The organism is Pararoseomonas baculiformis, from assembly GCF_017813395.1.
GTDB classification, from domain to species: domain Bacteria; phylum Pseudomonadota; class Alphaproteobacteria; order Acetobacterales; family Acetobacteraceae; genus Roseomonas; species Roseomonas baculiformis.
In genome coordinates this window covers 187,737-210,947 of sequence record NZ_JAGIZB010000009.1, presented here as the reverse complement: position 1 = coordinate 210,947, position 23,211 = coordinate 187,737, and the positions used below count along the sequence as shown (strand labels likewise).

The following is a 23,211-nucleotide window of genomic DNA, read 5'->3' as shown; positions in this document are numbered from 1 at the left end:
CGGCGCCGCGCCTGGCCCCGGGGCCGCCCCGGCGCCGGCGGCCGACGCGCCCCCGCCTGCCGCATCGCCACCCGCCGCAGCCCCGCCCGCCGCGCCGGCGGAGACGGCGATCCTGGCGCCGAACACGCTGGGCGCGCAGCTGATGATGGGGGCGTCGCAGCGCCTGGCCTTGCTGTCGGACCAGATCGTGGCCGGCGTGCAGGCCCTGACGGACCTGCCCAATGTCATCGCCTGGGCCTCGGGCGTGGCGCGGGACCCGGTGACGCAGGCGCGGGTGCTGGATGCCTCCTGGAAGCTCGTGCTGCTGTTCGGCCTGGGGCTGCTGGCCGAATGGGCGGTGTGGCGGCTGCTGGCCCGCGCGCGGGACCGGCTGGACGCCCATGCGCCGGAGCGGGAGGACCTGTGGAGCTGGTTCCGGCGGATTCCCTATGTGCTGGCGCGGCTGCTGCTGGACCTGCTGCCGGTGGGTGCCTTCGCCGTCATCTCCTACGGGCTGATCCGCGCGGTGGAACCCTTGCCGACGACGGAACTGGTGCTGCTGCTGGCGAACAACGCCTATATCGCGATCCGCGCGGTGATGGTGACGTCCCGCATGCTGTTCTCGCCCAACTCGGCGCATCTGCGGCTGGTGCCGCTGCATGACGAGACGGCGGCCTACATCACCGTGTGGCTGCGGCGGGTGGTGGCCGTGCTGGTGGTGGGCTGGGCGCTGGCCGAGGCGGGGCTGCTCTTTGGCGTGCCCTGGGCGGTGTATGACGGGATCACGCGCTTCTCGCTGCTGATCGTCTCGCTCTTCCTCATCATCATCGTGATGCAGAACCGCCATGTGGTGGCGGAGTTCCTGCGCGCGCCGGAGCTGAAGCCCGGCGACAATCCGGACCGTTCCCGCCGGATGTTCCGCGCGCTGCGGGACCGGCTGGCCGAGATCTGGCACGTGCTGGCTATTCTCTACCTGCTGGCGCTCTGGGGCGTCTGGGCGCTGGAGGTTCGCGACGGCTTCGAGCGGCTGCTGCGGGCCAGCGCGCTGACGCTTGCGATCATGGGCTGCGCGAAGCTGGTGGATTACGGGGTGCGGCGGCTGCTGGAGCGTGGCTTCCGCATCTCGCCGGACCTGGCCCGGCGCTATCCGGGGCTGGAGGGGCGGGCGAACCGCTACCTGCCCGTGCTGAAGGGCATCGTCTCGGGCATCGTGACGGTCGTCACCCTGTTGCTGCTGCTGGAGGCCTGGGGGATCGAATCGCTGTCCTGGTTCGCGCGCGGGCAGCTGGGCGCGCGGGTGCTGGGCAGCCTGGTTTCCATCGGGCTGACCGCGCTCGCGGCGGTGACGGTGTGGGAGGTGACGAACGCGGCGATTCAGCGGCGGCTGACGAAGCTTTCGCGCGATGCCCAGCCCGCGCGTTCCGCCCGGATCCGCACGCTGCTGCCGATGCTGCGGACGGCGCTGCTGATCGTGATCCTGATCTTCGTGGCGCTGAACGTGCTGAGCGAGATCGGGGTGAACGTGGCGCCGCTGATCGCCGGTGCCGGTGTCGTCGGCGTTGCCATCGGCTTCGGCTCGCAGAAGCTGGTGCAGGACGTGATCACCGGCCTGTTCCTGCTGCTGGAGGATGCGGTGGCGGTGGGCGACGTGGTGTCCGTGGCCGGGCAGGCCGGGGTGGTGGAGCAGCTCAGCATCCGCTCGATCCGGCTGCGCGCGCAGGATGGCTCGCTGCACATCATCCCCTTCAGCGGGGTGACCACGGTGACGAACATGACGCGCGACTTCTCCTTCGCGGTGATGGACGTGCAGGTGGGCTACGGGGAGGACACGGACCGGGTGACGGAGGTGCTGCGCGAGGTGGCGGCGGAGCTGCGCAAGGACCCGAAGCTGGGCCCGACCATCCGCGACGACCTGGAGGTGCTGGGCGTGGAGATGCTGGGCGAATCCGGCGTGGTGGTGCGGGTGCGGCTGAAGACCGACCCGATGGGCCGCTGGAACGCGCTGCGCGAGATGAACCGGCGGGTGAAGCGCCGCTTCGAGGAGGTGGGGATCGAGATCCCCTTCCCGCATCGCAAGGTCATCGTGCAGTCCCAGGCGCAGCCGCAGGGCGAGGTGCCGGCGGCGGTGGCCGCGGCGGCGAGCGACTGAGTTCCACGGGGGCGGTGGCATCCGTGCGTGAGGCGCATGGCTGCCACCCGCCCCGGGACTTGCGCCGGGGGAACGGGCGGCGGATCATCCGGGGATGTTGTTCTTCCGCAGCATGAGCGGGCGCCGAATGCGCCGAATTACCCGCCCGGTCGTCTGACCGGCGCGGGAGCTTTCGCTCATGTCGCGCGGGCGGGCGGCCGGGCCTTTGCCCCGCCCACCTTCGGAAGAAAAGACCATTCCATGTTCGATGCTGTTCCCGGCGCCCTGCTGGCCGCGCCCCTTCCTGTCCATCCTCCGGTTTGCGAGGAGGAGGGCGAGCGCCTTCTTTCCGTGCGCTACATGTTGCGGGCGGAGCCCTCGCCCGGCTTGTTGCCGCGCCTCCTGCAGCCGCTGGCCAAGCGCGACCTGACGCCGGAGCGCTTCCGCGCGGCGCGTGAGGGCGAGGTGCTGCGGGTGGAGATCCTGGTGACGCTGCCCGAGGGCATGGTGCATCTGGTGGCGGGCAACCTGCGCTCGGTGGTGGGCGTGGCCCGGATCGAGGTGGAGCATGGGCGGGTGATGCGGGAGGCCTGAGGGCGCCCGGCCCGATCCATACAATCCCGCGGCCTTGTCTGCGGGCAATCTGCTTGAGGGGCGAGGCCGGACGGCCGAGATAGGCCCCGTGGGAGCGGCCTTTCCGTGGCTGCTCCGAGGAGCGGGATGCCGGCCATGGACGAGGAGAGGTTCGAACTTGCCGGAGGGCGGTCGTCCTTCGCGCTGGGGGTGCGGGGGCTGTGCCCGCGCTGCGGCAAGGGGCACCTGTTCCAGGGCTTTCTCGGGCTGCGGCGGGAATGCGGGGCATGCGGGCTGGATTTCGGCTATGCCGATCCGGCGGATGGGCCGGCCTTCTTCGTGATGTCCACCGTGGCCGTGCCGGTGACGATCTTCGCCGGCTGGCTGGAGCTTCGGTACGAGCCGGCCTTCTGGGTGCACCTGCTGACGACCTTGCCGCTGCTGGTGCTGGGTTCGCTGGCGCTGCTGCGGCCCTTCAAGGGCTGGCTGGTCTGTTCCCAGTTCATCCACAAGGCGGAGGAGGGGCGGCCGGTGATGCGGGCGGCTCCCTGAGCCGGGCAGCCCGGCCCTTCTGTCGGACCCCATGACGGAGCGCCTTCCCATGCCGCCCGATTCCGCCGCGCTGGTGATCCGCCGGCATATGGAGGGGCACCAGGGGCCGCTCTATCGCGGGATCGTCGAGGCGATCCGGCTGGCGATCGAGAGCGGGGACCTGCAGGACGGGGACCGCCTGCCGCCGCAGCGGCAACTGGCGGCGGTGCTGAAGCTAGACCTGACGACGGTGACGCGCGCCTTCAACGAGGCGCGGCATCTCGGGCTGCTGCAGGCCGTGGTGGGGCGGGGCAGCTTCGTGCGCAGCGGGGCTTCCGCCCGGCTGTGGCGCGAGGGCGGGCGGGCCCTGATCGACATGACGATGAACCTGCCGCCGCCGCTGGAGGATCCCTCGCTCAAGCGGCTGGTGCAGGAGGGCATGGCGTCTCTGCTGCGGCGGCAGGAGGTGGGCGGGCTGATGTCCTATCGCAGCACCGCGGGCACGCCGGAGGAGCGGGCGGCGGGGGCGGCTTGGCTGCGGCCCGTGCTGGGGCGGCGCGGGCCGGTGGAGGTGCTGGTGGCACCGGGCGCGCAGGCGGCGCTGCTGGCCCTGCTCTCCACCCTGGCACGGCCGGGGGATGCGGTGCTGGCGGAGCGCTGCGCCTATCCGGGGCTACGGGCCGTGGCCGCGCAGCTGGGGCTGGTGCTGGTGGGGGTGGTCATGGATGGCGAGGGGCTGGTGCCGGAGGCGCTGGACCGTGCCTGCCGGGATCATGCGCCGCGGCTGGTCTGCTGCACGCCGTGCATCCAGAACCCGACGACGGCGACCATGTCCCTCGCGCGGCGGGAGGCGGTTCTGGAGGTGGCGCGGCGGCACGGGGTGATGGTGGTGGAGGATGATCCCTATGCGCTGCTGCCGGAGCATCCGCTGCCCGCGCTGGCGCGGCTGGATCCGCGACGCGTGTTCCACCTGGCCACGGTTTCGAAGGTGCTGTCCCCCGGGCTGCGCACGGCCTTTCTTGCCGTGCCGGACGAGGGCTGGGCGGAGCGGATGACGGCGGCATTGCGCGCCGTGGCCATGATGGCGCCGGGGCTTCTCACCGGGCTGGTGCACCAGTGGATCTCGGGCGGGCAGGCGGAGGCGCTGCTGCGCGGCGTGCGGCGGGAGATGACCGCGCGGCAGGCGATGGCGCACACGGTGCTGGGCGAGGCGGCGGAGGCGCATCCGCAGGGGCTGCATCTGTGGCTGCGGCTGCCGGCGCACTGGCCGAGCGCGGCCTTCGCCGCGCATCTGCGGCGACAGGGGCTGGCGGTGGTGCCGAGCGAGGCCTTCGCGGTGGAGGGCGAGGCGCCGTTGCGCGCGCGGCTGGCGCTCGGGCCCGCCACGGATCGCGCTCTGCTGCGGCATTCGCTGGAGATGGTGGCGGGCGTGCTGCAGAGGGATCCGCACCGCGACGCGGTGGTGGTCTGAGGCATGTCCGCGCGTTGGAATGGAAAACGCGCGCGGGGCGTCAACATGGCGTGCGAATGCGCGCCGCCGCATTGGCGCGGGCGGGGCGGCATCACATCTTCTGTCCTGGGAAGCCTCGGGGGGCCCCTGGAACATGATTGAAGCTCTGTTGCCCAGCGCGCTGGATCTGGCGCGCTTCCAGTTCGCCTTCGTGGTGGTCTGGCACTTTCTCTTTCCCGCTTTCACCATCGGGTTGGCCAGCTATCTCGCGGTGCTGGAGGGGCTTTGGCTCTGGACCGGGAAGGCGGTTTATCTCGACACATTCCGGTACTGGCTGAAGATCTTCGCCGTTGCCTTCGCGATGGGCGTCGTGTCGGGGATCGTGATGTCCTACCAGTTCGGCACGAACTGGTCCGTGCTGTCGGACAAGGCGGGGCCGGTGATCGGGCCGCTGATGGGATATGAGGTGCTGACGGCCTTCTTCCTGGAGGCGGGCTTCCTGGGCGTGATGCTGTTCGGGCTGAACCGGGTCGGCAAGGGGCTGCACATGCTGGCCACGTCCCTTGTCGCGATCGGCACCTTCTTCTCGGCCTTCTGGATCCTTTCGGCGAATTCCTGGATGCATACGCCGGCGGGTTTCTCCGTGACGCCGGATGGGCGCTTCATCCCGGAGGACTGGTGGGCGATCATCTTCAACCCGTCCTTTCCGTTCCGCCTCGCGCATACGGTTACTGGCGCGTATCTGACGACGGCGCTGATCGTGGGGGCGGTGGGCGCGTGGCACCTGCTTCGGGAGCGGCGGGGCGAGGAGCCGGTGCGGGATACCGGGATCGATTCGAGCACGGCGGCGCGCTTCCATGATGCCGGCCAGGCGCTGGTGCAGGGCGCGGAGGCACCGGACCGGCCGGGCCCGGGCAGCGCGGGCGAGAAGCGGGGAGTGGAGTCGAGCGAGCGCGGGTTGAACCCGCGCGCGAAGCTCATGTTCTCCATGGCGATGTGGATGCTGCTGATCGTGGCGCCCATCCAGGCCGTGCTGGGCGACCTGCACGGCACCAACACCTATGAGCACCAGCCTGCCAAGGTGGCCGCGATGGAGGGGCATTTCGAGACGGAGCGCGGCGCGCCTTCCATCCTGTTCGGCATCCCGGATGCGGAGCAGGAGCGGACGAAAATGGCGATCGGGATTCCGAATCTCGCCAGCCTCTATCTGACGCATGAGTGGAACGGCGAGGTCCGCGGGCTGAAGGACATTCCGCGCGAGTACTGGCCGACCAACATCCCGCTGGTCTTCTTCGCCTTCCGCGTGATGGTCGGGATGGGGCTGCTGATGATCGGGCTGGGCCTGGCCAGCGGGATCATGCGGTGGCGCGGGCGGTTGTACGAGACGCCCTGGCTGCTGAAGGCGGCGGTGGCGATGGGGCCCGCGGGGCTGATCGCGGTGACGGCGGGGTGGATCGTGACGGAGGCGGGGCGGCAGCCCTTCACCGTCTATGGGCATCTGCGCACGGCGGACAGCGTATCGCCGATCGGGCTGCCGGCAGTGGCGACCTCGCTCGCGCTGTTCGTGGTGGTGTACTTCCTCGTGTTCGGGGCAGGCATCTGGTACCTGTTCAAGCTGTTCTCGCAGACGCCGCGCCACCATGAGGGCTCGCCGCCGCATGGGCAGCCGATCCGCACGGCGGGCATCACGCCCGCGCCCTCGGTCGCGGCGGGTGCCGCGCCGGGACCGAACCTGGGCGCCGCCGCGCCTGGCTTGAATCAGGGCGCCGTCGCGCCCGGCGCGCAGCCGGCGGAGTAGGGGCCATGGAACTCGCGAACGGGCTGACGGGCTGGGCCTTCTGGCTGCCCCTGATCTGGGCGGTGCTGATCGCGCTGGCCGTGTTCTTCTATGTGTGCATGGACGGGTTCGACCTGGGGATCGGGATCCTGTTCCCCTTCATGCGCGAGAAGGCCGAGCGGGACGTGGCGGTGAATTCCGTCGCGCCCGTCTGGGACGGGAACGAGACCTGGCTGGTGCTGGGCGGCGGCGGGTTGCTGGCGGTGTTCCCGCTTGCCTATGCCGTCGTGCTGCCCGCGCTCTACATGCCGCTGATTATCATGCTGCTGGCGCTGATCTTCCGCGGCGTGGCCTTCGAGATGCGGTTCCGGGCCGAGAATGACGGGCAGCAGCGCTGGTGGGACCGCTCCTTCTCCTGGGGCTCCATGGTCGCGGCCTTCACCCAGGGCATCGCGCTGGGGGCCTTCGTGCAGGGCATCCAGGTGCAGGGGCGCGCCTATGCCGGGGGATGGTGGGACTGGCTGACGCCCTTCTCCATTCTCACCGGGCTGGCGCTGGTGATCGGCTATGGGCTGCTGGGCGCCTGCTGGCTGCTGTGGAAGACGGAGGGCGCGCTGCACCGGCGCGCGGCGGGGCTGGCCTGGACCTTCGCGGTGGGAACGGTGGCGGCGATCGTTCTCGTCTCGGCCATCATGCCCTTCCTGCAGCCGGCCTTCGCGGCGCGGTGGCTGAGCTTTCCGAACCTGCTCTATGCGCTGCCCGTGCCGGTGCTGGTGGCGGTGTTCGTGTGGCGCTTCTTCCATGCGCTGTCGCAGGACACCGGGCGGGGCGGGATGGCGGATGTGCGGCCCTTCCTGCTGGCGCTGGGGCTGTTCGCGCTGGCCTATGTCGGGCTGGGGCTTTCCATGTGGCCGATGATCGTGCCGCCGGCCTTCGATATCTGGCAGGCCGCGGCGCCGCCGGCTTCGCAGGGCTTCCTGCTGGTGGGCGCGGCCGTGCTGATCCCGATCATCCTGGCCTATACGGGCTATGTGTACTGGCTGTTCCGGGGGAAGGTGACGAGCGAGACCGGGTACCACTGAGATGTGGGGACGCCGGCTGCTCTGGTTCATCGGCTTGTGGGCCGCCAGCATCCTGGTGCTGGGGGCCATCGCGATGGTGCTGCGCTACGTGCTGAAGGTGGGGTGAGCGGGCAAGACGGCAAGTGGTGTGCCCTGCCGACTGTCCATTCTTTATACCTTCTCCGCTCAGAGCGTGAAGATCGAGGTTACCCAGACCTGGGAGCGTAGCTGGTAGCCCTTCGATACCAAAAGCTGAAAGACCCGGTTGGATGCGGGATCGTGCAGGTTCATGCCATGGGTTTCGACTGCGATCACAGCGGGCCTGAAGCGTGTCCAGTCATTAGCTTGGAGCGCAATGAAGTCGATTCCCTCCACGTCGATGTTCAAGAAATCGATCGTAGCCCCTGGCGGCAGGTGCTCATCTAGCAGGGAAGGGATGGTCCGCATCGGCACGCTCCGCTTCTCAGCAGATGTATTATCCTGCATCAAGCGCGCTTGGCGGCCAGGGTCAGCAGTGTTGAAGGCACCGTTCTCAAAAATTACTGCATCGATCGTGCCGTTCTCTCCACCGATGGCACAGCAAAGGTTGATGTCGCGTGGGCGTTGCTCTTGCAGGCGGTCCACATAGCGTTGGTCAAGATCGACGTTGATGCCGCGCCATCCCTTCTCATGGTAAAGAAGCGCGGTGTTCGAGAACACAAAAGGGTCGTGAGCCCCAATGTCGAGGTAAAAACCCTCCTTCTTTTTTTTAAGCAATATGTTGATAATGATGTCTTCGCCAAACTGCGAGAAATGCAAACTGGCTTGTCCTCTTGCCAGTCGCCCATAATACATCAAAGTTTTTTCATTCAAGTTCAAAGATTTCATGGGCGGCTCCAACATGGCCTCGGCGGCGCTTCTAGTGATTGTTGCGTATCTCGCCCGAAGGAGGAAGCCCGCGCACGGTTTGTCATGAGAAATTTCGCTTCTGCCACGAAGCAGAAAGCGCAACTGCCAAGGCGTGCTGCCTAGTCAGATCTGGCATGAAGGGGCGCAGCCCTCCATGCCATCCGCGTATTCAGGCCAGGAGCGCTGCTTCGTCGAAGCCCAGGCGGGGCAGGCGGCCGAAGGTCTTGGCGTGGTCGCCATAGCCGAGATTGATGAGCATGGTGGATTTCCAGCCGCTCTCGGCGAAGAACAGCTCGTCCACCTTCTTGGAATCGAAGCCGCCCATGGGGCCGGCATCCAGGCCGAGCGCGCGGGCGGCGAGGATGAGGTAGCCGGCCTGCAGGGTGGAGTTCATGAAGGCGCTGCGCTCGGCGAAGGCGGCGTTGCCGGTGAACCAGGACTTGGCATCGGCATGCGGGAAGAGGCGCGGCAGGTGCTCGTAGAATTGCGGGTCGAAGGCGATGATGGCCGTGACCGGGGCGGTGCGCGTCTTTTCCGCGTTGCCGGCGGAGACGGCGGTGAGGAGCTTCTCCTTCGCCTCGGGCGTGCGGACGAAGACGAAGCGGCCGGGCAGCTGGTTGGCGCTGGTGGGGCCGAGGATCACCAGCTCATAGAGCTTGCGGAGGGTGTCGTCGGAGACGGGGCGGTCCTGCCAGGCATTGGCTGTGCGGGCCTGGCGGAAGAGGCGGTCGAGCGCCGCGTCGTCGGGGGTGGTGCTGGAAGCGAGGTTGGTATCGGGCATGAGGGGTTCTCCTTGGGCCCGATACTTGTCCCGATGGTGCCGCGCAGCAAAGGCCTGCGCGGCATCGCCATCATAGGCCCGGTGAATGGCGCCTGGCCGGGCCTGGATCCCGGTGGATGCCGTCAGGCTTCCGCCCGGCGGGGGCCTTCAGGCCTCCACCTGCTCCACGGCCACGACCTCGGGCACATAGTGGCGGAGCATGTTCTCCACCCCATGCTTGAGGGTGGCGCGGGAGGAGGGGCAGCCGGAGCAGGCGCCCTGCATGCGCAGCTTCACGATGCCGTCGCGGAAGCCGCGGAAGACGATATCCCCGCCATCGCCGGCCACGGCCGGGCGGACGCGGGTGTCCAGCAATTCCTTGATCTGGGCGACCACCTCGGCATCGGCGGGGTCGGTGTCCTCGGCGTCGTCCTCGGCCTCTTCGCCGGCCAGGACGGGGCGGCCGGCCATGGCGTGCTCCATCAGCGCGCCGAGGACCTGCGGGCGGAGATCGGCCCAGTCCGCGTCATTGGTTTTGGTGACGGTGACGAAATCCGCGCCGAGGAAGACGCGGGCGACGCCGGGAAGCTGGAAGAGGCGGGCGGCGAGGGGGGAGCGGGCCGCGGCTTCCTCGGAGACGAAGTCGGCGGTGCCGCGGGCGCCCATCACCTCCTGGCCCGGGAGGAACTTGAGGGTCGCGGGGTTCGGCGTCGCCTCGGTCTCGATGAACATGGGGGACTTCCCTTCTGCGGCATGGACGCCGCGCTTTTCAGGAGGGGATGTGGGGCAGGCGGGGCGGGGGTGCAACCGTTCCGGGCGCAGGCTTGGGCTGCGCGGCGCTCAGGTGACCCGGTCCAGCTCCGCATCGTCCAGCCCGCCGGGCACGATGGTCATGGGGCAGCGGAGGCGGCCGGCATGGCGGCCGGAAAGGGCGCTGATCAGCGGGCCGGGCCCGCCCTCCGTGGCGGTGGCGAGGACGAGGATAGAGATGCGCGGGTCCTCCGCCAGGACCTCGAGGATCTGCTCCACCGCGTCGCCCTCGCGGATGATGAGGAGGGGAAGGCCGCCGGTGAGTTCCTGGACCTGGGCGGCGAGGGCGGAGAGGAGCTGCTCCGCCTCCTGGCGGCGCTCCTCCTGCATCAGGGCGCCGACGCCGGCCCATTCCTGCAGGCCGACCGGTTCGGTGATCCGCATCAGGGCGACGCGGCCGCCGGACTTGCGGGCGCGGAGGCAGGCATAGCGGAGGGCGACGGCCCGTTCCGGGCTGTCATCCACCACCACCAGGAAGACGCGGTCCTGCGGCATGCGGCGGTCCTTTCCCCTCAGCCCCTGCGGAAGATGACGCTGCCGAGCCAGCCGGCGAGCGCGGCGAGGCCGATGCAGGCCAGGCCATACAGCAGGGGATGGTCGCGCGATACATCGGCGATGCGGGCGGTGGCGCCCACGCGGTCCACCCGGAAGGGCAGTTCCTGGCGGGCGATGATGCGGTTGGCGCGCACCAGCAGCACCTGCACCACGTAATCCCCGGTGGCAATGGTGGAGGGCAGGGGAAGGCGGGCGTGGAAGAGGCGGCCGCCGGAGACCTCGACCGGGGCTTCCTCCTCGTTCCACTGCTCCGAGCCCTGCTTCAGCTCGATCAGCGCCTGGCGGAACGCGGGATCGCGCGGGCCGGGGATGCGGGCGGTGAGCATGTCGAGACCGAGGCGGCGCTCACGGCGGGCGGCTTCCTCGAGCAGGCCGGCGACGGGCGCGGTGGAGGCCAGGGCGTAGTAGTTCGGCACCTCGCGGAAGCGGGCGGCGGCGCCGTTCACCCAGATGCCCAGGCGCTTGACCCGGCGGCGCACCACCACGTCCCGCGCGGGGCCGATGCCGAGGATGACGACATTGTCCCCGGCGGGGCCGAGGAGGCGGTCGGTGGCGCCGAAGACCAGGAGGTTCGCGCCGCTGAAGGCGGTGTCCACGGCGATGCTGGGCTGGGCAATCTCGGCGGCCAGGGCCGGGCCCGGCTGGGGCGGCGGCGTGGGCTGGGCATCCCGCTGCGCGAGGGCGGGCGTGGCCATGGCGAGGAGGGCCGCGAGGAGCGCGGCGCCGGCGGGCAGGCGCGGTTTCACGTGGCGGGGCCGAGGAAGTAGAGGCTGCCGGGGGTCTGCAGCAGGTCCCAGAGCAGGCGGGCGGCGACGGCGAGGACGAGGAGGCCGAGCAGGGCGCGGGTCTCCTCCCCCCGCAGGCGGGAGCCCATGGCGGCGCCGAACTGCGCCCCGGCCACGCCCCCGGCCAGCAGCAGCAGGGTGAGGACGATGTCCACCGAGCCGGTCTGGAGCGCCTGGAGGAGGGTGACGTTGGCGCTGACGAAGGTGACCTGGAAGAGCGAGGTGCCGATGGTGGTGCCGGTGGGCATGCCCAGCAGGTAGATCATGGCGGGCACGAGCATGAACCCGCCGCCCACGCCCATGATGGCCGAGAGGATGCCGATGCCGAATCCCACCAGCATGGGCGGGATGACGGAGATGTAGAGGCGCGACTTGCGGAAGCGCATCTTGAAGGGCAGGCCGTGCAGCCAGGAATGCTGGTGCGTTCGCGCGGGCTTGGCGTGGCGGCGGCGCAGGATGGCCCGGACGCTTTCGCGCACCATGAGCGCCCCCACGGTGCCGAGGACGACGACGTAGAAGAGCGAGACGGCGAGGTCGATCTGGCCGAGGCTTCGCAGGAAGACGAAGAGCTGCGTGCCGGCGGCCGAGCCTGCCAGGCCCGCGACGAGCAGCACGGCGCCCATGCGCGGATCGACATTGCCGCGCCGCCACTGGGCGATGAGGCCTGAAACGGAGGCGCCGATGGTCTGGTTGGCGCCGGAGGCGACTGCGACGGGGGCGGGAATGCCGATGAGGATGAGAAGGGGGGTGAGGAGGAAGCCGCCGCCCACGCCGAAGAGACCCGACAGCCAGCCGACGCCGAGGCCTATGCTCAGGAGGAGCAGGGCATCCACCGACATCTCGGCGATCGGCAGGTAGACGGACATGCGTTCGCCGCTCCTCCCCCGGAAAGGGGGGCGCGTGGGGTCCGCGCGGGCCGCGCGCGGGCGGGGCCGCGGCCCGGCGGGCCGGGCGCGGCGCGATGGCGGTGCCGCCCGGGATGCAAGGCCTTCCCGGGAGCGTTCCCGGGCCGTTTGGACCCGCATCCCGTCCCGCGCAAGATGCATTCCGGTTCCCGCCGTGGTGGCGTAGGAGCCTTCCTGCCGGCGCGTGGCGGCGCCACATCCTGGCCGGCGAAAAGGGCATCCATGCGGCAGGATCCGGCGAATCGACCTCTCTCCCGACGGGGGCTGCTGCGCGCGGCGGCGGCGCTGCCGCTGGCCGCGCCGCTGGTACGGCGCGCGCTGGCCGCGGATGGCGCGCGCATCGCGCTGCTCCACATGAACGACTTCCACTCCAAGCATGAGGGGGTGGCGGAAGGCGGGAGCGTGTGCCGGGAGGGGCGGCCCTGCGCGGGTGGATCGGCGCGGCTGGCCGGGGCGATCCGGGAGGCACGGGCGGCGGCCATCGCGGAGGGGCGGGCGCCCTTCCTGCTGGATGCGGGCGACCAGTTCATGGGCAGCCTGTTCTACACGCAGCATCGCGGGCTGGCGGAGGCGGCGGTGCAGCGCGCCATGGGCACCATGGCCATGTCCCTGGGCAACCACGAGTTCGACAACGGGCCGGCGAACCTGGCGCGCTATGCGGCGGCCGTGCCTTTCCCGTTGCTCTCGGCGAATCTGGATGCGAGCCGGGAGCCGTTGCTGCGGGACCGGGTGAGCGGCTTCGCCGTGCTCGAATCCCATGGGGCGCGGATCGGGGTGGTGGGGCTGACGACGCAGGAAACGGCGACCTCCTCATCGCCCGGGCCGAATCTGCGCTTCACCGATCCCTTCGAGGCGGCGGAGCGGGCGGCTTTCGCCCTGCGGCGGCAGGGAATCGGGACGGTGGTGGTGCTGTCCCATCTCGGCCTTTCGCTGGATCGGCGGCTGGCGGCCGAGGTGGAGGGGGTGGATGCCATCATCGGCGGGCATTCGCATCTGCTGCTGGCGAATGGGCTGGCCGGGGCGGTGGGGCCGCATCCGCTGGTGGTGCAGGGGCGCGGGCGGGACGTGCGGATCGGGCAGGTGGCCTGCCATGCGCGCTATCTCGGGCGGATGGACCTTGACCTCGGGGCCGATGGGCGGGTGGCGTCACATGGCGGCGGCGTGCGGCCGATCGGGCCGGATGTGCCGGAAGACCCGGCAGTGGCCGCGGTCGTGGCCGAATACGCGGCGCCGCTGGGCGAGATCCGGCGGCGGGCCCTGGCGGTGGCGGAGGGGTTCTTCCCCAACGAGCCCTGCCGCGAGGGGGAATGCGCCCTGGGGAGCCTGGTGGCGGATGCGGCGCTGGCGCGGGTGCCCTCGGCCGAGATCGCCATCGTCAACGGGGGCGGGATGCGGGCGGCGCTGCCTTCGGGCACCGTGACCTATGGCGACGTGCTGGCGGTGCTGCCCTTCGGGAACACGCTGGCGACGCTGACGATCCGGGGCGGGGCGATCCGCGCGGCGCTGGAGAACGGGCTGTCGCGCCTGCCGCGGGATGCCGGGCGCTTCCCGCAGGTGGCGGGGCTGCGCTTGCGCTTCGATCCCGCGGCGCCCGTGGGGCAGCGCGTGCGGGAGGTGCGGATGGCGGACTGGACGCCGCTGGACCCGGACCGCGCCTATCGCGTGGTGACGATCAGCTTCATGCGCGCCGGCGGCGATGGCTATGCGGTGCTGCGGGACGAGGCGCTGGAGGCCTATGACGAGGGGCCGCCGATGGAGGAGGTGGTGGCCGACCACCTGGCCGCACGCGGACGGGTGGCGCCGGTGATGGACGGGCGCATGGCGCGGGATTGATCCAGGCCACCCCGGAAACGTGAAGGGGCGGATGGGGACGGGGGGGAATTCCGTCCCCCCGGGCTTTTCCTCTAGGAAGGAAGCGATGCCCGCCTGAGGAGCCGAGATGACCACCGGCCTGCCGCCCTATGACGAGAACAACATCTTCGCGCGCATCCTGCGCGGGGAGATCCCGAGCAAGCGCGTGCATGAGGACGAGCACGCGGTGGCCTTCCACGACATCAACCCGCAGGCGCCGGTGCATGTGCTGGTGATCCCGCGCGGAGCCTATGTGTCGCTGGCGGATTTCAGCACGAAGGCGTCGGATGCGGAGATCGCCGGGTTCTGGCGCGCGGTGGGGCAGGTGGCGAGGGAGTTGGGCCTGGAGAGCGGCGGCTACCGGGCGCTGACGAACATGGGGCCGGAGGGCGGGCAGGAGGTTCCGCATTTCCATGTCCATCTTTTCGGCGGGCGCCGCCTGGGGCGGATGGTTCCGGGCGTGCAGGGCTGATGCCGGATTCCGTCGCCGAGGCGCGGGCCGCGATCGAGGCCGCCGGGAACCTGCCGGATGACGAGCTGGACCTGGCCGCGGTTGCGCTGCAATTCGCGCGGATCGATGCGCCGTCGGCCGATTGGCGCGCGGCGGCGGAGCGGGTTTCCACCCTGGTGCGGGCGGTGCTGGCCGAGGAGCCGCCGGGGGATGTGGAGGGCCGGCGCGCGCTGATCGCGCGCGTGATCCATGAGGAAGGCGGCTTTGCCGGCGATTCCGAGACCTATGACGACCTGCGCAACGCCAATCTGATCCGGGTGACCGAGCGGCGGCTGGGGCTGCCGGTCGCCATCGGGCTGCTCTGGCTGCATGTGGCGGAGGCGGCCGGCTGGGCGGCGCGGGGGCTGGATTTTCCCGGCCATTTCCTGATCAGGCTGGACGGGGCGGAACGGGGCGGTTCCCTGGTGGTGGACCCGTTCAATGGCGGGGCGGCCGTGCCGGTGCCGGCGCTGCGCGCGCTGATCAAGCAGGTGGAGGGACCTTCGGCCGAGCTGCGGCCGGGGGTGCTGGCGCCGATGAGCCGCCGTGCCGTGCTGCTGCGGCTGCAGACCAATATCCGGCTGCGGCGGCTGCAGGACGACGACTTCGAGGGCGCGCTGGACTGCACCCTGGACATGCTTCGCCTGGCGCCGGATGCGGCGCCGCTGTGGCGGGAGGCCGCGGTGATGAACGCGCGGCTGGGCCGGCTGGGCGCCGCGATCGAGGCGATGGAGCGCTTCCTCGGGCTGGTGCCGGCCGGAGAGGCGGCGGAGCGCGGGCGCGAGATGATCGAGGAATGGCGCGGGCGGCTGAACTGAGGCCGCCGGGCGGGCGGGAAGGCGCCGGGCCTTCCCTGCCGGCCGCTATTTGCCCGGCGCCAGCCCCATTCCCTTGAGCAGGGTTGCGGCCCGCTGGCGGGCGGGGTCCTCGGGCGGCAGGCCGAAGCCGGCGAGGGTGGAGGCGATCCTCTCCGCCGCATCCTGGCGCGGGCGGTCGGCCACGATGCGCTGGAGGAAGGGGATCAGCGCATCCGCATAGGCCGTGGGGGCATGGCGCGTGAGGGCGACCATCCGCGCGCGCTCCCCCAGGGCCTCGATCTCGGCCGGATCGGCCACCAGGCGCTCGAGGTGGCGCATGGCGTCCAGCGCCTCGGCCTCCGGGCGGCAGGGGAGGACGGCGTCCGCGGGGATTTCCGCGTAGCACCCATGGTCGGTGACGAGGGTGGGACGGCCGGAGGCCATGGCGGTGACGACGGAGGCGGATGCGCCTTCCAGCACCGGGTTCCGCAGGCAGGCGATGACATGAACGTCGCGCAGCTGGCGGCGCAGCTCGTCGTCATCCACCCAGCCCGTGAATTCGGGAGGCTCGACGCCGAGCGCGGCGGCGATCCCCTCCAGGCGCGTGCGCTCCTCGTCCGGGGCCTGGCCGATCACCCGCAGGCGGCAGCGGCCGCGCAGGATGACGGAGGAGCCGATGGCCATGATCACCTGGTCCACGCGCTTGTTGGCGTTGGCATGGCCGATCACCGCCACGGTCAGCCGGCCTTCGCCCTGGGGCGGCGCGGGCGGCATGTTGGGCGCGACGAAGGCGAGGGGAATGACCGCGACCGGGCCGGGGCAACAGGCGCGCAGGCGCTCGGCGTAGTGGCTGGAATGGGCGACCGCGCCGATGCAATGCGTGGCCAGCCATTCGAGCATCGGGCGGCGCCGGACCATTTCCTCGAGATCGGTCCAGAAGGGCTGGCCCTCGGGCATGCCTTCCTCGCCATAGAGTTCGCGGGCCAGGCGGGAGGGGCCCAGGGGATCGCCGATGTCGTGGAAGTACTCGGCGGCCAGATGGGCGAGGAAGAGGTCGTGGAACACGCCGACCATGTGGTTGCCGGGCAGGCGGCGCACCTGGGCGTCGTGGAAGGGGTGGTGGTTGCCGACATGGGCCACCACCACGTCGAAGCGCGTGTGCAGGGCCTCGTCGTCCAGCTCGTCCATGTGGAAGACGGGGAAGGGGCCGGGGCGCGGGGGCAGGGCGGCGGCCTCGCGCGCCTCGCTGCGGAGGATGGTCACCTCATGGCCGCGGGCGGCCAGGACATGGGCCACCTCCCCGGCGAAGTCGGCAATGGCGGAGCGGGCGTTCCAGGGGGTGGACCAGCCGATTCGCAACGCGTTCATGACACGAGCCTCTCGATGGTGGTCGGCCAGTCCAGGCGCTGGGCCTCCATGGCGGCGCGGCCGGCCAGGCCCATGTCGCGGGCGCGGGCGGGGGCGGCGTGCAGCCGGGCCATGGCGCCGGCCAGGGCTTCCGGGCTGGGCGGGACGACATGGCCGTTCTCGCCTTCGCGCACGATGTCCAGCACGCCGCCGGAATCCGTGGTGGTGATCACGGGCTTGGCGGCGCGGAAGGCCTCCATGGTGCAGTAGCCCAGGCTGTCCTCGTCGAAGGGAAGATAGGCCACGCCCAGGGCGCCGTTGACGAGCTGCGCGAGATGGGCGCGGGGGACGAAGCGGAGGTCGAGCGTGACGCGGTCCTCCACGCCCTCCTGGGCGGCGATGCGGTGCAGCACCTCGGCGTCGGCCGGACTGTCCGGCGGGCCGGCGACGACGAGGCGCAGGCCCGGGACCCGGCGCAGGGCGCGCACGAGGAGGTGCTGGCGCTTGGTGTCGTTCACCCGGCCGGTGGCGAGGATGTAGCCCTCGGACTCGCCGCCGGGGAAAAGCTCGGGGTCGTTCAGGGGCGGGCGCAGCACCTGGCTGTCGAAGCCGTTGTAATGCTTCAGGCGGCGGCCGGTGATCGGAGCGTTGGTGTAGATCTGCCGGGATTCGCGGAAGGCCATGGCATCGGCGGCGCGGATGGCGTGGAGGATGCGTTCGCCGCTTGCGTCGCCGGGGATGTTGCTCTGGCCGGCATCCAGCAGGTCATAGGCCTGGCGGTACTGGTGGAGGAGCCAGAGCACCTTGTCCGGGAAGGGAACCATATAGGCCGGGAACTTGAGCGCGATCACCCGGTCCACCCCGCTCACGCGGAGGTTGCGGGCGAGCAGCATCTCCTCGATCAGCTCCTCCGCCGGGTTCCAGTAGAAGGGGATGCGCATGCCCTCCGCCTCCATGCCCTGGCGGCGGAGGTTGAGGACGAGATGGTCGTAGAGCTCCTCCGCCCCTCCATGCACGAAGGGGACGAGGGTGCTCAGCACGAGGACCTTCATGCGAGCAGCCTTTCAACGACGGCATCCCAGCCGGTGCCGCGTTGCGCCGCCCTGGCGCGGGCGGCGGCGCCGAGGCGGACGGCCAGGGCGCGGTCGGCCTGCAGGCGATCGAGCGCCTGGGCGAGGGATGCGGGATCAGGGGAGGTGACCAGCCCGGTTTCGCCATCCGCCACCGCATCGGCGGCTTCGCCCGCGTCGGTGGTGGTGAGGATGGGGCGCGCGGCCTGCGCGGCTTCCAGGACGGGATAGGCATGGCCGTTGCCGTGCCGCGGGAGGGTGGCGACGGCGAGCGCGTTCTCCAGGAGGTTCGCCTTCTCCTCCTCGGTGATCCAGCGGGGCTCGATGGTGACGCGATCCGCGATGCCCAGGCGCCGCGCGGCGTCCCTCAGCGCCTGCGGATAGGCGGGGTCGGAGGCGGTGCCGCAGAGGCGCAGGCGGAGGGGCCCCTGGGTGAGGGCGAGGGCTTCGAGGAGGAGGTGCTGGCGGTTCCAGGGTGCCATCCGGGCGATGACGACCACCTCATCCCCAAGGGGACCGGCGCGGAGGCGTTCCGGATGGGGCAGCGGGGGCGGGAGCACGCCGCTGCCGGGAAGCTTGTCCCGGTACAGGATCTCCCGCGCGGCCTCGGAGCCGGCGAGGACGGCATGGGCGGCGCGCAGGGCCGCCGCGTCGGCCCGGGTCACGGCGGCGCGCAGGGCGCGGGCGTGGCCATGCTCCTGCTCCGGTTCGTGGATGGAGCGCAGGGGGTGGGTGAACCAGACCACCTTGCGGCGATGCGCCACCGCATGGGCGGGGGCGCGGAGGGTGATCACGCGGTCGAAATACCCATCCAGCCGAACCATGCGGAAGGCGGCCATCTGGGGCAGCACCTCGCCGGGCGTGGCGTCGAAGGGGAGCCAGACGGGCTCGACCTCGTGCCCGCGGGCAACCAGCTGCTCACGCAGCCCTTCCAGGATCAGGCGATGGGCGCCGCCCGCCAGCGGAAGGGCCGCGGTGATCAGGCCGATCCTCATGCGAAGCGCAGCTCCGGATAGGCGGAAGGCGCGTCGCGCAGCATGAGGAGATTGACCGAGTGGACCTTCCCGAGCTCGGCAAGGGGGCGGACGGGGCGGAGCGACCCGTCGGCCTCGTCCACCTCGAACAGGGTGAAGCCTGCGGAGGTGAAAAGATCCGTCCACGCCTCGGGGGTGAGGCCGGCGCGGCGCAGATGGTCCGGGCCGAATTCCACCAGCAGGGCCAGCTGCGGATTCTCCACCGCGATGCGGCGCATGCCGCGCCATGCCTCGGCCTCGTATCCCTCCACGTCGAGCTTGGCGAGGCGGAGGCGCGTGCCGGGGGGGACGAGGTCGTCCAGCGGGCGGACCTCCACCTCCTCCGTTCGATCGGCGCCGGGCTGGCCGAGGAGCGAGGAATGGCCTGAGATGGCGCCGACATGCAGCGCGGCCTTGCCCGGGGCGGCGCCGGCGGCGCAGTCATGCAGCGTGACCCGCCCTTCCAGGCCATTGAGCGCGATGTTCCGCCGCAGCAGGGCGGCGGCCCGGGAGGCGGGTTCCACCGCGATCACGCGCCCGGCGGGCCCCACGCGCCTGGCCGCGGGCAGGACGGTGAGGCCGAGATTGGCGCCGGCATCCAGCACCACGTCCCCTTCGCGCAGGATGGCCTGGATGACCGCGACCGTGCCGGGTTCCAGCCTGCCGCCGCCTTCCACCATGGCGGTGAGGAGGGGAACATCCTCGGCGGGGAGGAGGAGGTACCCTTCCGGCATGCGCACCAGCGTCTCCCCGCCCAGCGGGATGGCGACGCGGCCCAGCAGCCGTTCGGTGCGGTCCCCGACCATGCCGGCGAGGTGGCCGGAGGCTTCGCGCAGCTGGCCGCCCAGGGCCTCTTCCCCGCGCGCCTGGGCGGAGAGCATGTCCTTGCCGAGCTGGTCCAGGCGTTCGCGGAGGGCGCGATGGGCGTCCCCATGGTCAAGCCGGAGGGCGTCCACCGCGATCTGCGTGCGCTGGAGCTGGATTTCGAGCTGTTCCAGCCGATGGAGCAGGGGGTCCTGCCGCGGCGTGGGATTCCGCGCCTCGGCCGATGCGTCGAGCACGCCGCGCAGGCGGAACCTGATGCGGGCCAGGACCGGCTGCGCGAAGGGGCGGAGGCGCCGTATCAGGCTGCGCGCGGCCCGCCGGTGGAGCTGGCGAAAGTCTTCCGATGATGCCACGGCCTGCCCCGATAATGCGTTGTCCCTCGCGGCGGCTCCCGCGAATCCGTGGGGTTCTGAGCGATCCACCCAGCCGCAGCAAGTGCGGCGAATCGGTTCGCGTGGCTTCAGGCCGGGCGGCGGGCCCGCAGGGCGGCGGCGAGGGTGCCGTCGTCCAGCACGTCCAGCGCGCCGCCCATGGGCACGCCCTGGGCCAGGCGGGTGACGGGAACCTGGAGGGGGCGGAGCCGGTCCGCCAGGTAGTGGCCGGTGGTGGCGCCTTCTACGGTGGCGGGGAGGGCGAGGATCACCTCCTCCACCTCGCCGGCGGAGACGCGCTCGACCAGCGGCTGGATGGAGAGGTCTTCCGGCCCCACGCCGCCCAGGGCGGAGAGGGTGCCGCCGAGCACGTGGTAGAGGCCGCGATGGGCGCCGCCGCGCTCCAGCGCCCAGAGATCGGCCACGCCTTCGACCACGCAGACCAGGCCGCGTTCCCGGCGCGGGTCGCGGCAGACATTGCAGGGGTCCTGGGTGTCGAGATTGCCGCAGACGCGGCAGGGGCGCACGGCGGCGGCGGCGGCGTTCAGCGCGCCGGCGAGGGGCAGCATGAGGCGCTGCGGGTCCTGCAGCATCTTCAGCGCCGCGCGCCGCGCGGAGCGGCGCCCTAGCCCGGGGAGGCGGGAGAGGAGGACGACGAGCTGCTCCACCGGGTCGTTCGGAACGGGCCCGCGGGACACGTCGGAGGGGTCGAAAGGCATCCTTCTCATATAGGAAGGATGCCCCCGGATGGCATCAGAAAGGCAGCTTGAAGCCGCCGAGGCCGCCGCCCATGCCCGGGATGTTCAGGCCGGAGGTGGCCTTGCCCATTTCCTCGGCCATCATGGCCTCGACCTTCTGCTTCGCATCGGCATGGGCCGCCACGATCAGGTCCTCGAGCACTTCGCGCTCCTCGGCCGCCATGAGGGAGGGGTCGATGGTGATGCCCTTGAGGTCGCCCTTGCCGGAGAGGGTGACCTTCACCATGCCGGCGCCGGCCTGGCCTTCCATGGTGGCGGCCTCCAGCTTGGCCTGCATCTCCTGCATCTTGGCCTGCATCTGCTGCGCCTGCTTCAGCATGTTGCCCAGGTTCTTCATCGGCGGTCCTTTGCTCTCTGCACGGGGCAGTCGGTCTCGGGGGAGGGGGCAGATGGGGCAGGGCGCTAGGGCCTGTCCATCCCCGCGGGCTCCGCATCCAGGGGCGCGAAGCCGAAATCGGCGTCGTCATCCGGTGGGGCGAAGGCGATGTCGTCCTCCCCCACCGGCTCGCCATCGCCCGTGACATCGGGCGGGGGGAGGCCATAGGCGTCCAGCGAGGCGTCGCGCACCTCCCGGATCTGGGCGCCGGGGAAGGCCTGCATGACGGCCAGGACGAGGGGATGGCTGCGCGCCACCTCAAGCCGGGCGACGGCGGCGGCGCGGCCCTGCTCGGCCAGGGTCGGTTCGCCCTGGGCATTGGAGAGGGAGACGGTCCAGCGCGTGCCCGTGACCTCCTGCAGGAGGGCGGAGAGCTGGCCGGCGAGGTCGCGCGGGGCGTCGGGCAGGGTGCGCAGCTCGATCCGCCCGCCCTCCGCCCGCGCCTCGAAGCGGACGAGATGGACGCTGTGGACGAGATGGGCGTGCAGGAAGGGCTTCCGGCCCGAGGCCAGGGCGACCACCTCGCGGAAGGTGGTGGGCAGGGGCGCCGGGGCGGCTTCCGTTTCCGGCTGCACCGCGGGCATGGGCGCCGCTTCCGGGGAGACGGCGCGCAGGGCCGCGCCGCCGGCGATGGCGCGGAAGCCACCGGCCGGGGCGCCGGCGACGGCGGTGCCGGAGACCGCATCGGCCATGGGCCCGGCGCCGTTGCCGCCGCCATTCGGCAGGGAGGGGCCCGGGCCACCACGCGGGACGGGCGCGGCGCCGGAGAGGCGGCGGACGATCTCGCCCGGGGTGGGCATCTCGGCCAGGTGGGCGAGGCGGATGAGGACCATTTCCGCCGCCGCGCGGCGGTCGGGGCTCTCGGCCACCTCGTTGATGCCTTTCAGCAGCACCTGCCAGGCGCGGCCGAGCACGGGGATGGTGAGGGTTTCGGCCAGGGTGCCGCCGCGCACGCGCTCGGCCTCGGGGATCGAAGGATCGGTGCGGAGGGCGGGGACCGCGCGGAAGCGGGTGAGGGTGTGGGTGAGCTCGGCCATGTCCGCCAGCACCACGCCGGGATCGGCGCCGCGCTCATGCGCGCGGTCCATGCCGGCGAGGAGGGCGGGGAGGTCGCCCCTCATGGCGGCCTCCATCAGCTCCAGCACCAGGGCGCGGTCGGCGAGGCCGAGCATGTCCCGCACCCCTTCCGCCGTGACCTGGCCGCCTGCCTCCGGCATGGCGATGGCCTGGTCGAGCAGGGAGAGGCCATCCCGCACCGAGCCATCGGCGGCGCGGGCGATCATGGCCAGGGCCTCCGGCTCCACCGAGGCGCCTTCCTTCTCCGCGATGCGGGCGAAATGGGCGCGCAGTGTTTCCTGCGGCACGCGCTTCAGGTCGAAGCGCTGGCAGCGGGAGAGGATGGTGGCGGGAACCTTGCGGATTTCCGTGGTCGCGAAGAGGAACTTCACCTGGGGCGGGGGTTCCTCCAGCGTCTTGAGCAGCGCGTTGAACGCGGCGCCCGAGAGCATGTGGACCTCGTCCAGGATATAGACCTTGAAGCGGCCCTGGCTGGGGCGGAAGCGCACGGCCTCCCGGATCTCACGGACATTCTCGACGCCGTTGTTCGAGGCGGCGTCCAGCTCCATCACGTCCGGGTGGCGGTCCGCCAGGATGGCGCGGCATTCCGGGCAGACGCCGCAGGGATCGGCGGTGGGGCCGCCCTTTCCATCGGGGCCGATGCAGTTCAGCGCGCGGGCGATGATGCGGGCCGTGGTGGTCTTTCCCACGCCGCGGACGCCGGTGAGCATGAAGGCATGGGCGACGCGGTTCTGCGCGAAGGCGTTGCGCAGGGTGCGGACCAGGGCTTCCTGGCCGATGAGGTCGTTGAAGTCCTGCGGGCGGTATTTCCGCGCCAGCACGCGATAGGGCTGCGAGGGTTCGGCGACGGAGGCGGGGGCCGGCGCGGCAGTGGCCGGTGCCGTGGTGGTTTGGGACGCGGCGGGCGGCGGCGAGGGATCGCCGAACAGGCCCGGGCCCTCCATCGGCGGCTCGGGCAGGTCGTCCTGCGATTCGGGCGAGAGGTCGGTGTCGCTGGTCATCCGGGCCGCGGGTTGGGTGCGGCCTGGGCCGCC

23 protein-coding genes are annotated in these 23,211 nt (G+C 71.3%); 10 read left to right on the top strand and 13 right to left on the bottom strand.

Annotated elements, in window-relative coordinates; translation table 11 throughout:
• From J8J14_RS11745 to J8J14_RS11710, 7 genes are all read left to right on the top strand, one after another.
• Window positions 1-2,128, top strand: a 2,128-nt coding sequence (locus tag J8J14_RS11745; RefSeq protein WP_209379681.1) for a mechanosensitive ion channel domain-containing protein, incomplete at its 5' end; no start/stop codon positions are given.
• Window positions 2,129-2,368: 240 nt separating this feature from the next.
• Window positions 2,369-2,701: a hypothetical protein gene (locus tag J8J14_RS11740; RefSeq protein WP_245215677.1), complete on the top strand. Its 333-nt coding sequence runs from the start codon at window positions 2,369-2,371 to the stop codon at window positions 2,699-2,701.
• A 135-nt stretch (window positions 2,702-2,836) separates the two neighbouring features.
• Window positions 2,837-3,232: a DUF983 domain-containing protein gene (locus tag J8J14_RS11735; RefSeq protein ID WP_209379680.1), complete on the top strand. Its 396-nt coding sequence runs from the start codon at window positions 2,837-2,839 to the stop codon at window positions 3,230-3,232.
• Between the two features lie 49 nt (window positions 3,233-3,281).
• A complete protein-coding gene (locus J8J14_RS11730; RefSeq protein ID WP_209379699.1) occupies window positions 3,282-4,682 on the top strand; it encodes an aminotransferase-like domain-containing protein in 1,401 nt (466 codons plus the stop codon).
• A gap of 133 nt (window positions 4,683-4,815) precedes the next feature.
• Entirely contained in the window at window positions 4,816-6,459 is a 1,644-nt protein-coding gene (locus J8J14_RS24985; RefSeq protein ID WP_245215676.1) for a cytochrome ubiquinol oxidase subunit I, read from the top strand.
• A 5-nt stretch (window positions 6,460-6,464) separates the two neighbouring features.
• A complete protein-coding gene (gene cydB, locus J8J14_RS11715) occupies window positions 6,465-7,520 on the top strand; it encodes a cytochrome d ubiquinol oxidase subunit II (protein ID WP_209379679.1) in 1,056 nt (351 codons plus the stop codon).
• A 1-nt stretch (window position 7,521) separates the two neighbouring features.
• Complete coding sequence (locus J8J14_RS11710; RefSeq protein ID WP_209379678.1) at window positions 7,522-7,626, top strand: DUF2474 family protein; 105 nt, start codon at window positions 7,522-7,524, stop codon at window positions 7,624-7,626.
• 59 nt (window positions 7,627-7,685) lie between these two features.
• Here J8J14_RS11710 and J8J14_RS11705 read toward each other — a convergent pair whose 3' ends face one another.
• The 6 genes from J8J14_RS11705 to J8J14_RS11680 form a co-directional block, all read right to left on the bottom strand.
• Window positions 7,686-8,366: an FkbM family methyltransferase gene (locus J8J14_RS11705; RefSeq protein ID WP_209379677.1), complete on the bottom strand. Its 681-nt coding sequence runs from the start codon at window positions 8,364-8,366 to the stop codon at window positions 7,686-7,688.
• 190 nt (window positions 8,367-8,556) lie between these two features.
• A complete protein-coding gene (locus tag J8J14_RS11700; protein WP_209379676.1) occupies window positions 8,557-9,168 on the bottom strand; it encodes a malonic semialdehyde reductase in 612 nt (203 codons plus the stop codon).
• A gap of 147 nt (window positions 9,169-9,315) precedes the next feature.
• Window positions 9,316-9,879, bottom strand: coding sequence for a NifU family protein (locus J8J14_RS11695; protein ID WP_209379675.1), 564 nt, complete (start codon window positions 9,877-9,879; stop codon window positions 9,316-9,318).
• A gap of 108 nt (window positions 9,880-9,987) precedes the next feature.
• On the bottom strand, window positions 9,988-10,452 hold the full coding sequence (locus J8J14_RS11690; protein ID WP_209379674.1) for a universal stress protein: 465 nt from the start codon (window positions 10,450-10,452) through the stop codon (window positions 9,988-9,990).
• Window positions 10,453-10,469: 17 nt separating this feature from the next.
• On the bottom strand, window positions 10,470-11,258 hold the full coding sequence (locus J8J14_RS11685) for a TIGR02186 family protein (protein WP_209379673.1): 789 nt from the start codon (window positions 11,256-11,258) through the stop codon (window positions 10,470-10,472).
• Window positions 11,255-12,163, bottom strand: a complete 909-nt coding sequence (locus tag J8J14_RS11680) for a sulfite exporter TauE/SafE family protein (RefSeq protein ID WP_209379672.1) — start codon at window positions 12,161-12,163, stop codon at window positions 11,255-11,257. Before J8J14_RS11680 ends, J8J14_RS11685 begins: the two co-directional genes overlap by 4 nt.
• Before the next feature lie 261 nt (window positions 12,164-12,424).
• On the opposite strand from J8J14_RS11680, the gene J8J14_RS25430 reads away from it, so the two are divergent.
• The 3 genes from J8J14_RS25430 (at window position 12,425) to J8J14_RS11665 (ending at window position 15,361) form a co-directional block, all read left to right on the top strand.
• Window positions 12,425-14,035 (top strand): bifunctional metallophosphatase/5'-nucleotidase, encoded by a 1,611-nt coding sequence (locus tag J8J14_RS25430; RefSeq protein ID WP_209379671.1) that lies wholly within the window; start codon window positions 12,425-12,427, stop codon window positions 14,033-14,035.
• A 106-nt stretch (window positions 14,036-14,141) separates the two neighbouring features.
• Window positions 14,142-14,525: a histidine triad nucleotide-binding protein gene (locus tag J8J14_RS11670; protein WP_209379670.1), complete on the top strand. Its 384-nt coding sequence runs from the start codon at window positions 14,142-14,144 to the stop codon at window positions 14,523-14,525.
• Window positions 14,525-15,361: a SirB1 family protein gene (locus J8J14_RS11665; protein ID WP_209379669.1), complete on the top strand. Its 837-nt coding sequence runs from the start codon at window positions 14,525-14,527 to the stop codon at window positions 15,359-15,361. The genes J8J14_RS11670 and J8J14_RS11665 overlap by 1 nt, the downstream gene beginning before the upstream one ends.
• Before the next feature lie 45 nt (window positions 15,362-15,406).
• On the opposite strand, the gene J8J14_RS11660 is transcribed toward J8J14_RS11665, so the two are convergent.
• From J8J14_RS11660 to J8J14_RS11630, 7 genes are all read right to left on the bottom strand, one after another.
• The gene (locus J8J14_RS11660) at window positions 15,407-16,708 is read right to left on the bottom strand and encodes a glycosyltransferase family 4 protein (protein ID WP_209379668.1); all 1,302 of its coding nucleotides are present in this window, start codon (window positions 16,706-16,708) and stop codon (window positions 15,407-15,409) included.
• Complete coding sequence (locus tag J8J14_RS11655; protein WP_209379667.1) at window positions 16,705-17,739, bottom strand: glycosyltransferase family 4 protein; 1,035 nt, start codon at window positions 17,737-17,739, stop codon at window positions 16,705-16,707. Before J8J14_RS11655 ends, J8J14_RS11660 begins: the two co-directional genes overlap by 4 nt.
• Window positions 17,736-18,752 (bottom strand): glycosyltransferase family 4 protein, encoded by a 1,017-nt coding sequence (locus J8J14_RS11650; RefSeq protein ID WP_209379666.1) that lies wholly within the window; start codon window positions 18,750-18,752, stop codon window positions 17,736-17,738. The genes J8J14_RS11655 and J8J14_RS11650 overlap by 4 nt, the downstream gene beginning before the upstream one ends.
• Window positions 18,749-19,948 carry an FkbM family methyltransferase gene (locus J8J14_RS25615; protein ID WP_209379665.1) on the bottom strand — a complete coding sequence of 400 codons (1,200 nt, stop codon included), beginning with the start codon at window positions 19,946-19,948 and terminating at the stop codon, window positions 18,749-18,751. The genes J8J14_RS11650 and J8J14_RS25615 overlap by 4 nt, the downstream gene beginning before the upstream one ends.
• 107 nt (window positions 19,949-20,055) lie before the next feature.
• Window positions 20,056-20,685: a recombination mediator RecR gene (gene recR, locus J8J14_RS11640; protein ID WP_209379697.1), complete on the bottom strand. Its 630-nt coding sequence runs from the start codon at window positions 20,683-20,685 to the stop codon at window positions 20,056-20,058.
• 34 nt (window positions 20,686-20,719) lie between these two features.
• The gene (locus J8J14_RS11635; RefSeq protein ID WP_209379664.1) at window positions 20,720-21,061 is read right to left on the bottom strand and encodes a YbaB/EbfC family nucleoid-associated protein; all 342 of its coding nucleotides are present in this window, start codon (window positions 21,059-21,061) and stop codon (window positions 20,720-20,722) included.
• 65 nt (window positions 21,062-21,126) lie between these two features.
• Window positions 21,127-23,178 (bottom strand): DNA polymerase III subunit gamma/tau, encoded by a 2,052-nt coding sequence (locus J8J14_RS11630; protein WP_209379663.1) that lies wholly within the window; start codon window positions 23,176-23,178, stop codon window positions 21,127-21,129.
• Between the last annotated feature and the right edge of the window lie 33 nt (window positions 23,179-23,211).

Excerpts from the sequence above, each read along its gene's own strand:
- recR (WP_209379697.1), bottom strand. The coding sequence starts at position 20,685 with ATGCCTTTCGACCCCTCCGACGTGTCCCGCGGGCCCGTTCCGAACGAC.
- J8J14_RS11670 (WP_209379670.1), top strand. The coding sequence starts at position 14,142 with ATGACCACCGGCCTGCCGCCCTATGACGAGAACAACATCTTCGCGCGC.
- J8J14_RS11660 (WP_209379668.1), bottom strand. The coding sequence starts at position 16,708 with ATGAACGCGTTGCGAATCGGCTGGTCCACCCCCTGGAACGCCCGCTCC.
- cydB (WP_209379679.1), top strand. The coding sequence starts at position 6,465 with ATGGAACTCGCGAACGGGCTGACGGGCTGGGCCTTCTGGCTGCCCCTG.
- J8J14_RS11635 (WP_209379664.1), bottom strand. The coding sequence starts at position 21,061 with ATGAAGAACCTGGGCAACATGCTGAAGCAGGCGCAGCAGATGCAGGCC.
- J8J14_RS11665 (WP_209379669.1), top strand. The coding sequence starts at position 14,525 with ATGCCGGATTCCGTCGCCGAGGCGCGGGCCGCGATCGAGGCCGCCGGG.
- J8J14_RS11680 (WP_209379672.1), bottom strand. The coding sequence starts at position 12,163 with ATGTCCGTCTACCTGCCGATCGCCGAGATGTCGGTGGATGCCCTGCTC.
- J8J14_RS11705 (WP_209379677.1), bottom strand. The coding sequence starts at position 8,366 with ATGAAATCTTTGAACTTGAATGAAAAAACTTTGATGTATTATGGGCGA.
- J8J14_RS11710 (WP_209379678.1), top strand. The coding sequence starts at position 7,522 with ATGTGGGGACGCCGGCTGCTCTGGTTCATCGGCTTGTGGGCCGCCAGC.
- J8J14_RS11695 (WP_209379675.1), bottom strand. The coding sequence starts at position 9,879 with ATGTTCATCGAGACCGAGGCGACGCCGAACCCCGCGACCCTCAAGTTC.
- J8J14_RS24985 (WP_245215676.1), top strand. The coding sequence starts at position 4,816 with ATGATTGAAGCTCTGTTGCCCAGCGCGCTGGATCTGGCGCGCTTCCAG.
- J8J14_RS11655 (WP_209379667.1), bottom strand. The coding sequence starts at position 17,739 with ATGAAGGTCCTCGTGCTGAGCACCCTCGTCCCCTTCGTGCATGGAGGG.
- J8J14_RS25430 (WP_209379671.1), top strand. The coding sequence starts at position 12,425 with ATGCGGCAGGATCCGGCGAATCGACCTCTCTCCCGACGGGGGCTGCTG.
- J8J14_RS11740 (WP_245215677.1), top strand. The coding sequence starts at position 2,369 with ATGTTCGATGCTGTTCCCGGCGCCCTGCTGGCCGCGCCCCTTCCTGTC.
- J8J14_RS11650 (WP_209379666.1), bottom strand. The coding sequence starts at position 18,752 with ATGAGGATCGGCCTGATCACCGCGGCCCTTCCGCTGGCGGGCGGCGCC.
- J8J14_RS11690 (WP_209379674.1), bottom strand. The coding sequence starts at position 10,452 with ATGCCGCAGGACCGCGTCTTCCTGGTGGTGGTGGATGACAGCCCGGAA.
- J8J14_RS11630 (WP_209379663.1), bottom strand. The coding sequence starts at position 23,178 with ATGACCAGCGACACCGACCTCTCGCCCGAATCGCAGGACGACCTGCCC.
- J8J14_RS11730 (WP_209379699.1), top strand. The coding sequence starts at position 3,282 with ATGCCGCCCGATTCCGCCGCGCTGGTGATCCGCCGGCATATGGAGGGG.
- J8J14_RS11700 (WP_209379676.1), bottom strand. The coding sequence starts at position 9,168 with ATGCCCGATACCAACCTCGCTTCCAGCACCACCCCCGACGACGCGGCG.
- J8J14_RS11735 (WP_209379680.1), top strand. The coding sequence starts at position 2,837 with ATGGACGAGGAGAGGTTCGAACTTGCCGGAGGGCGGTCGTCCTTCGCG.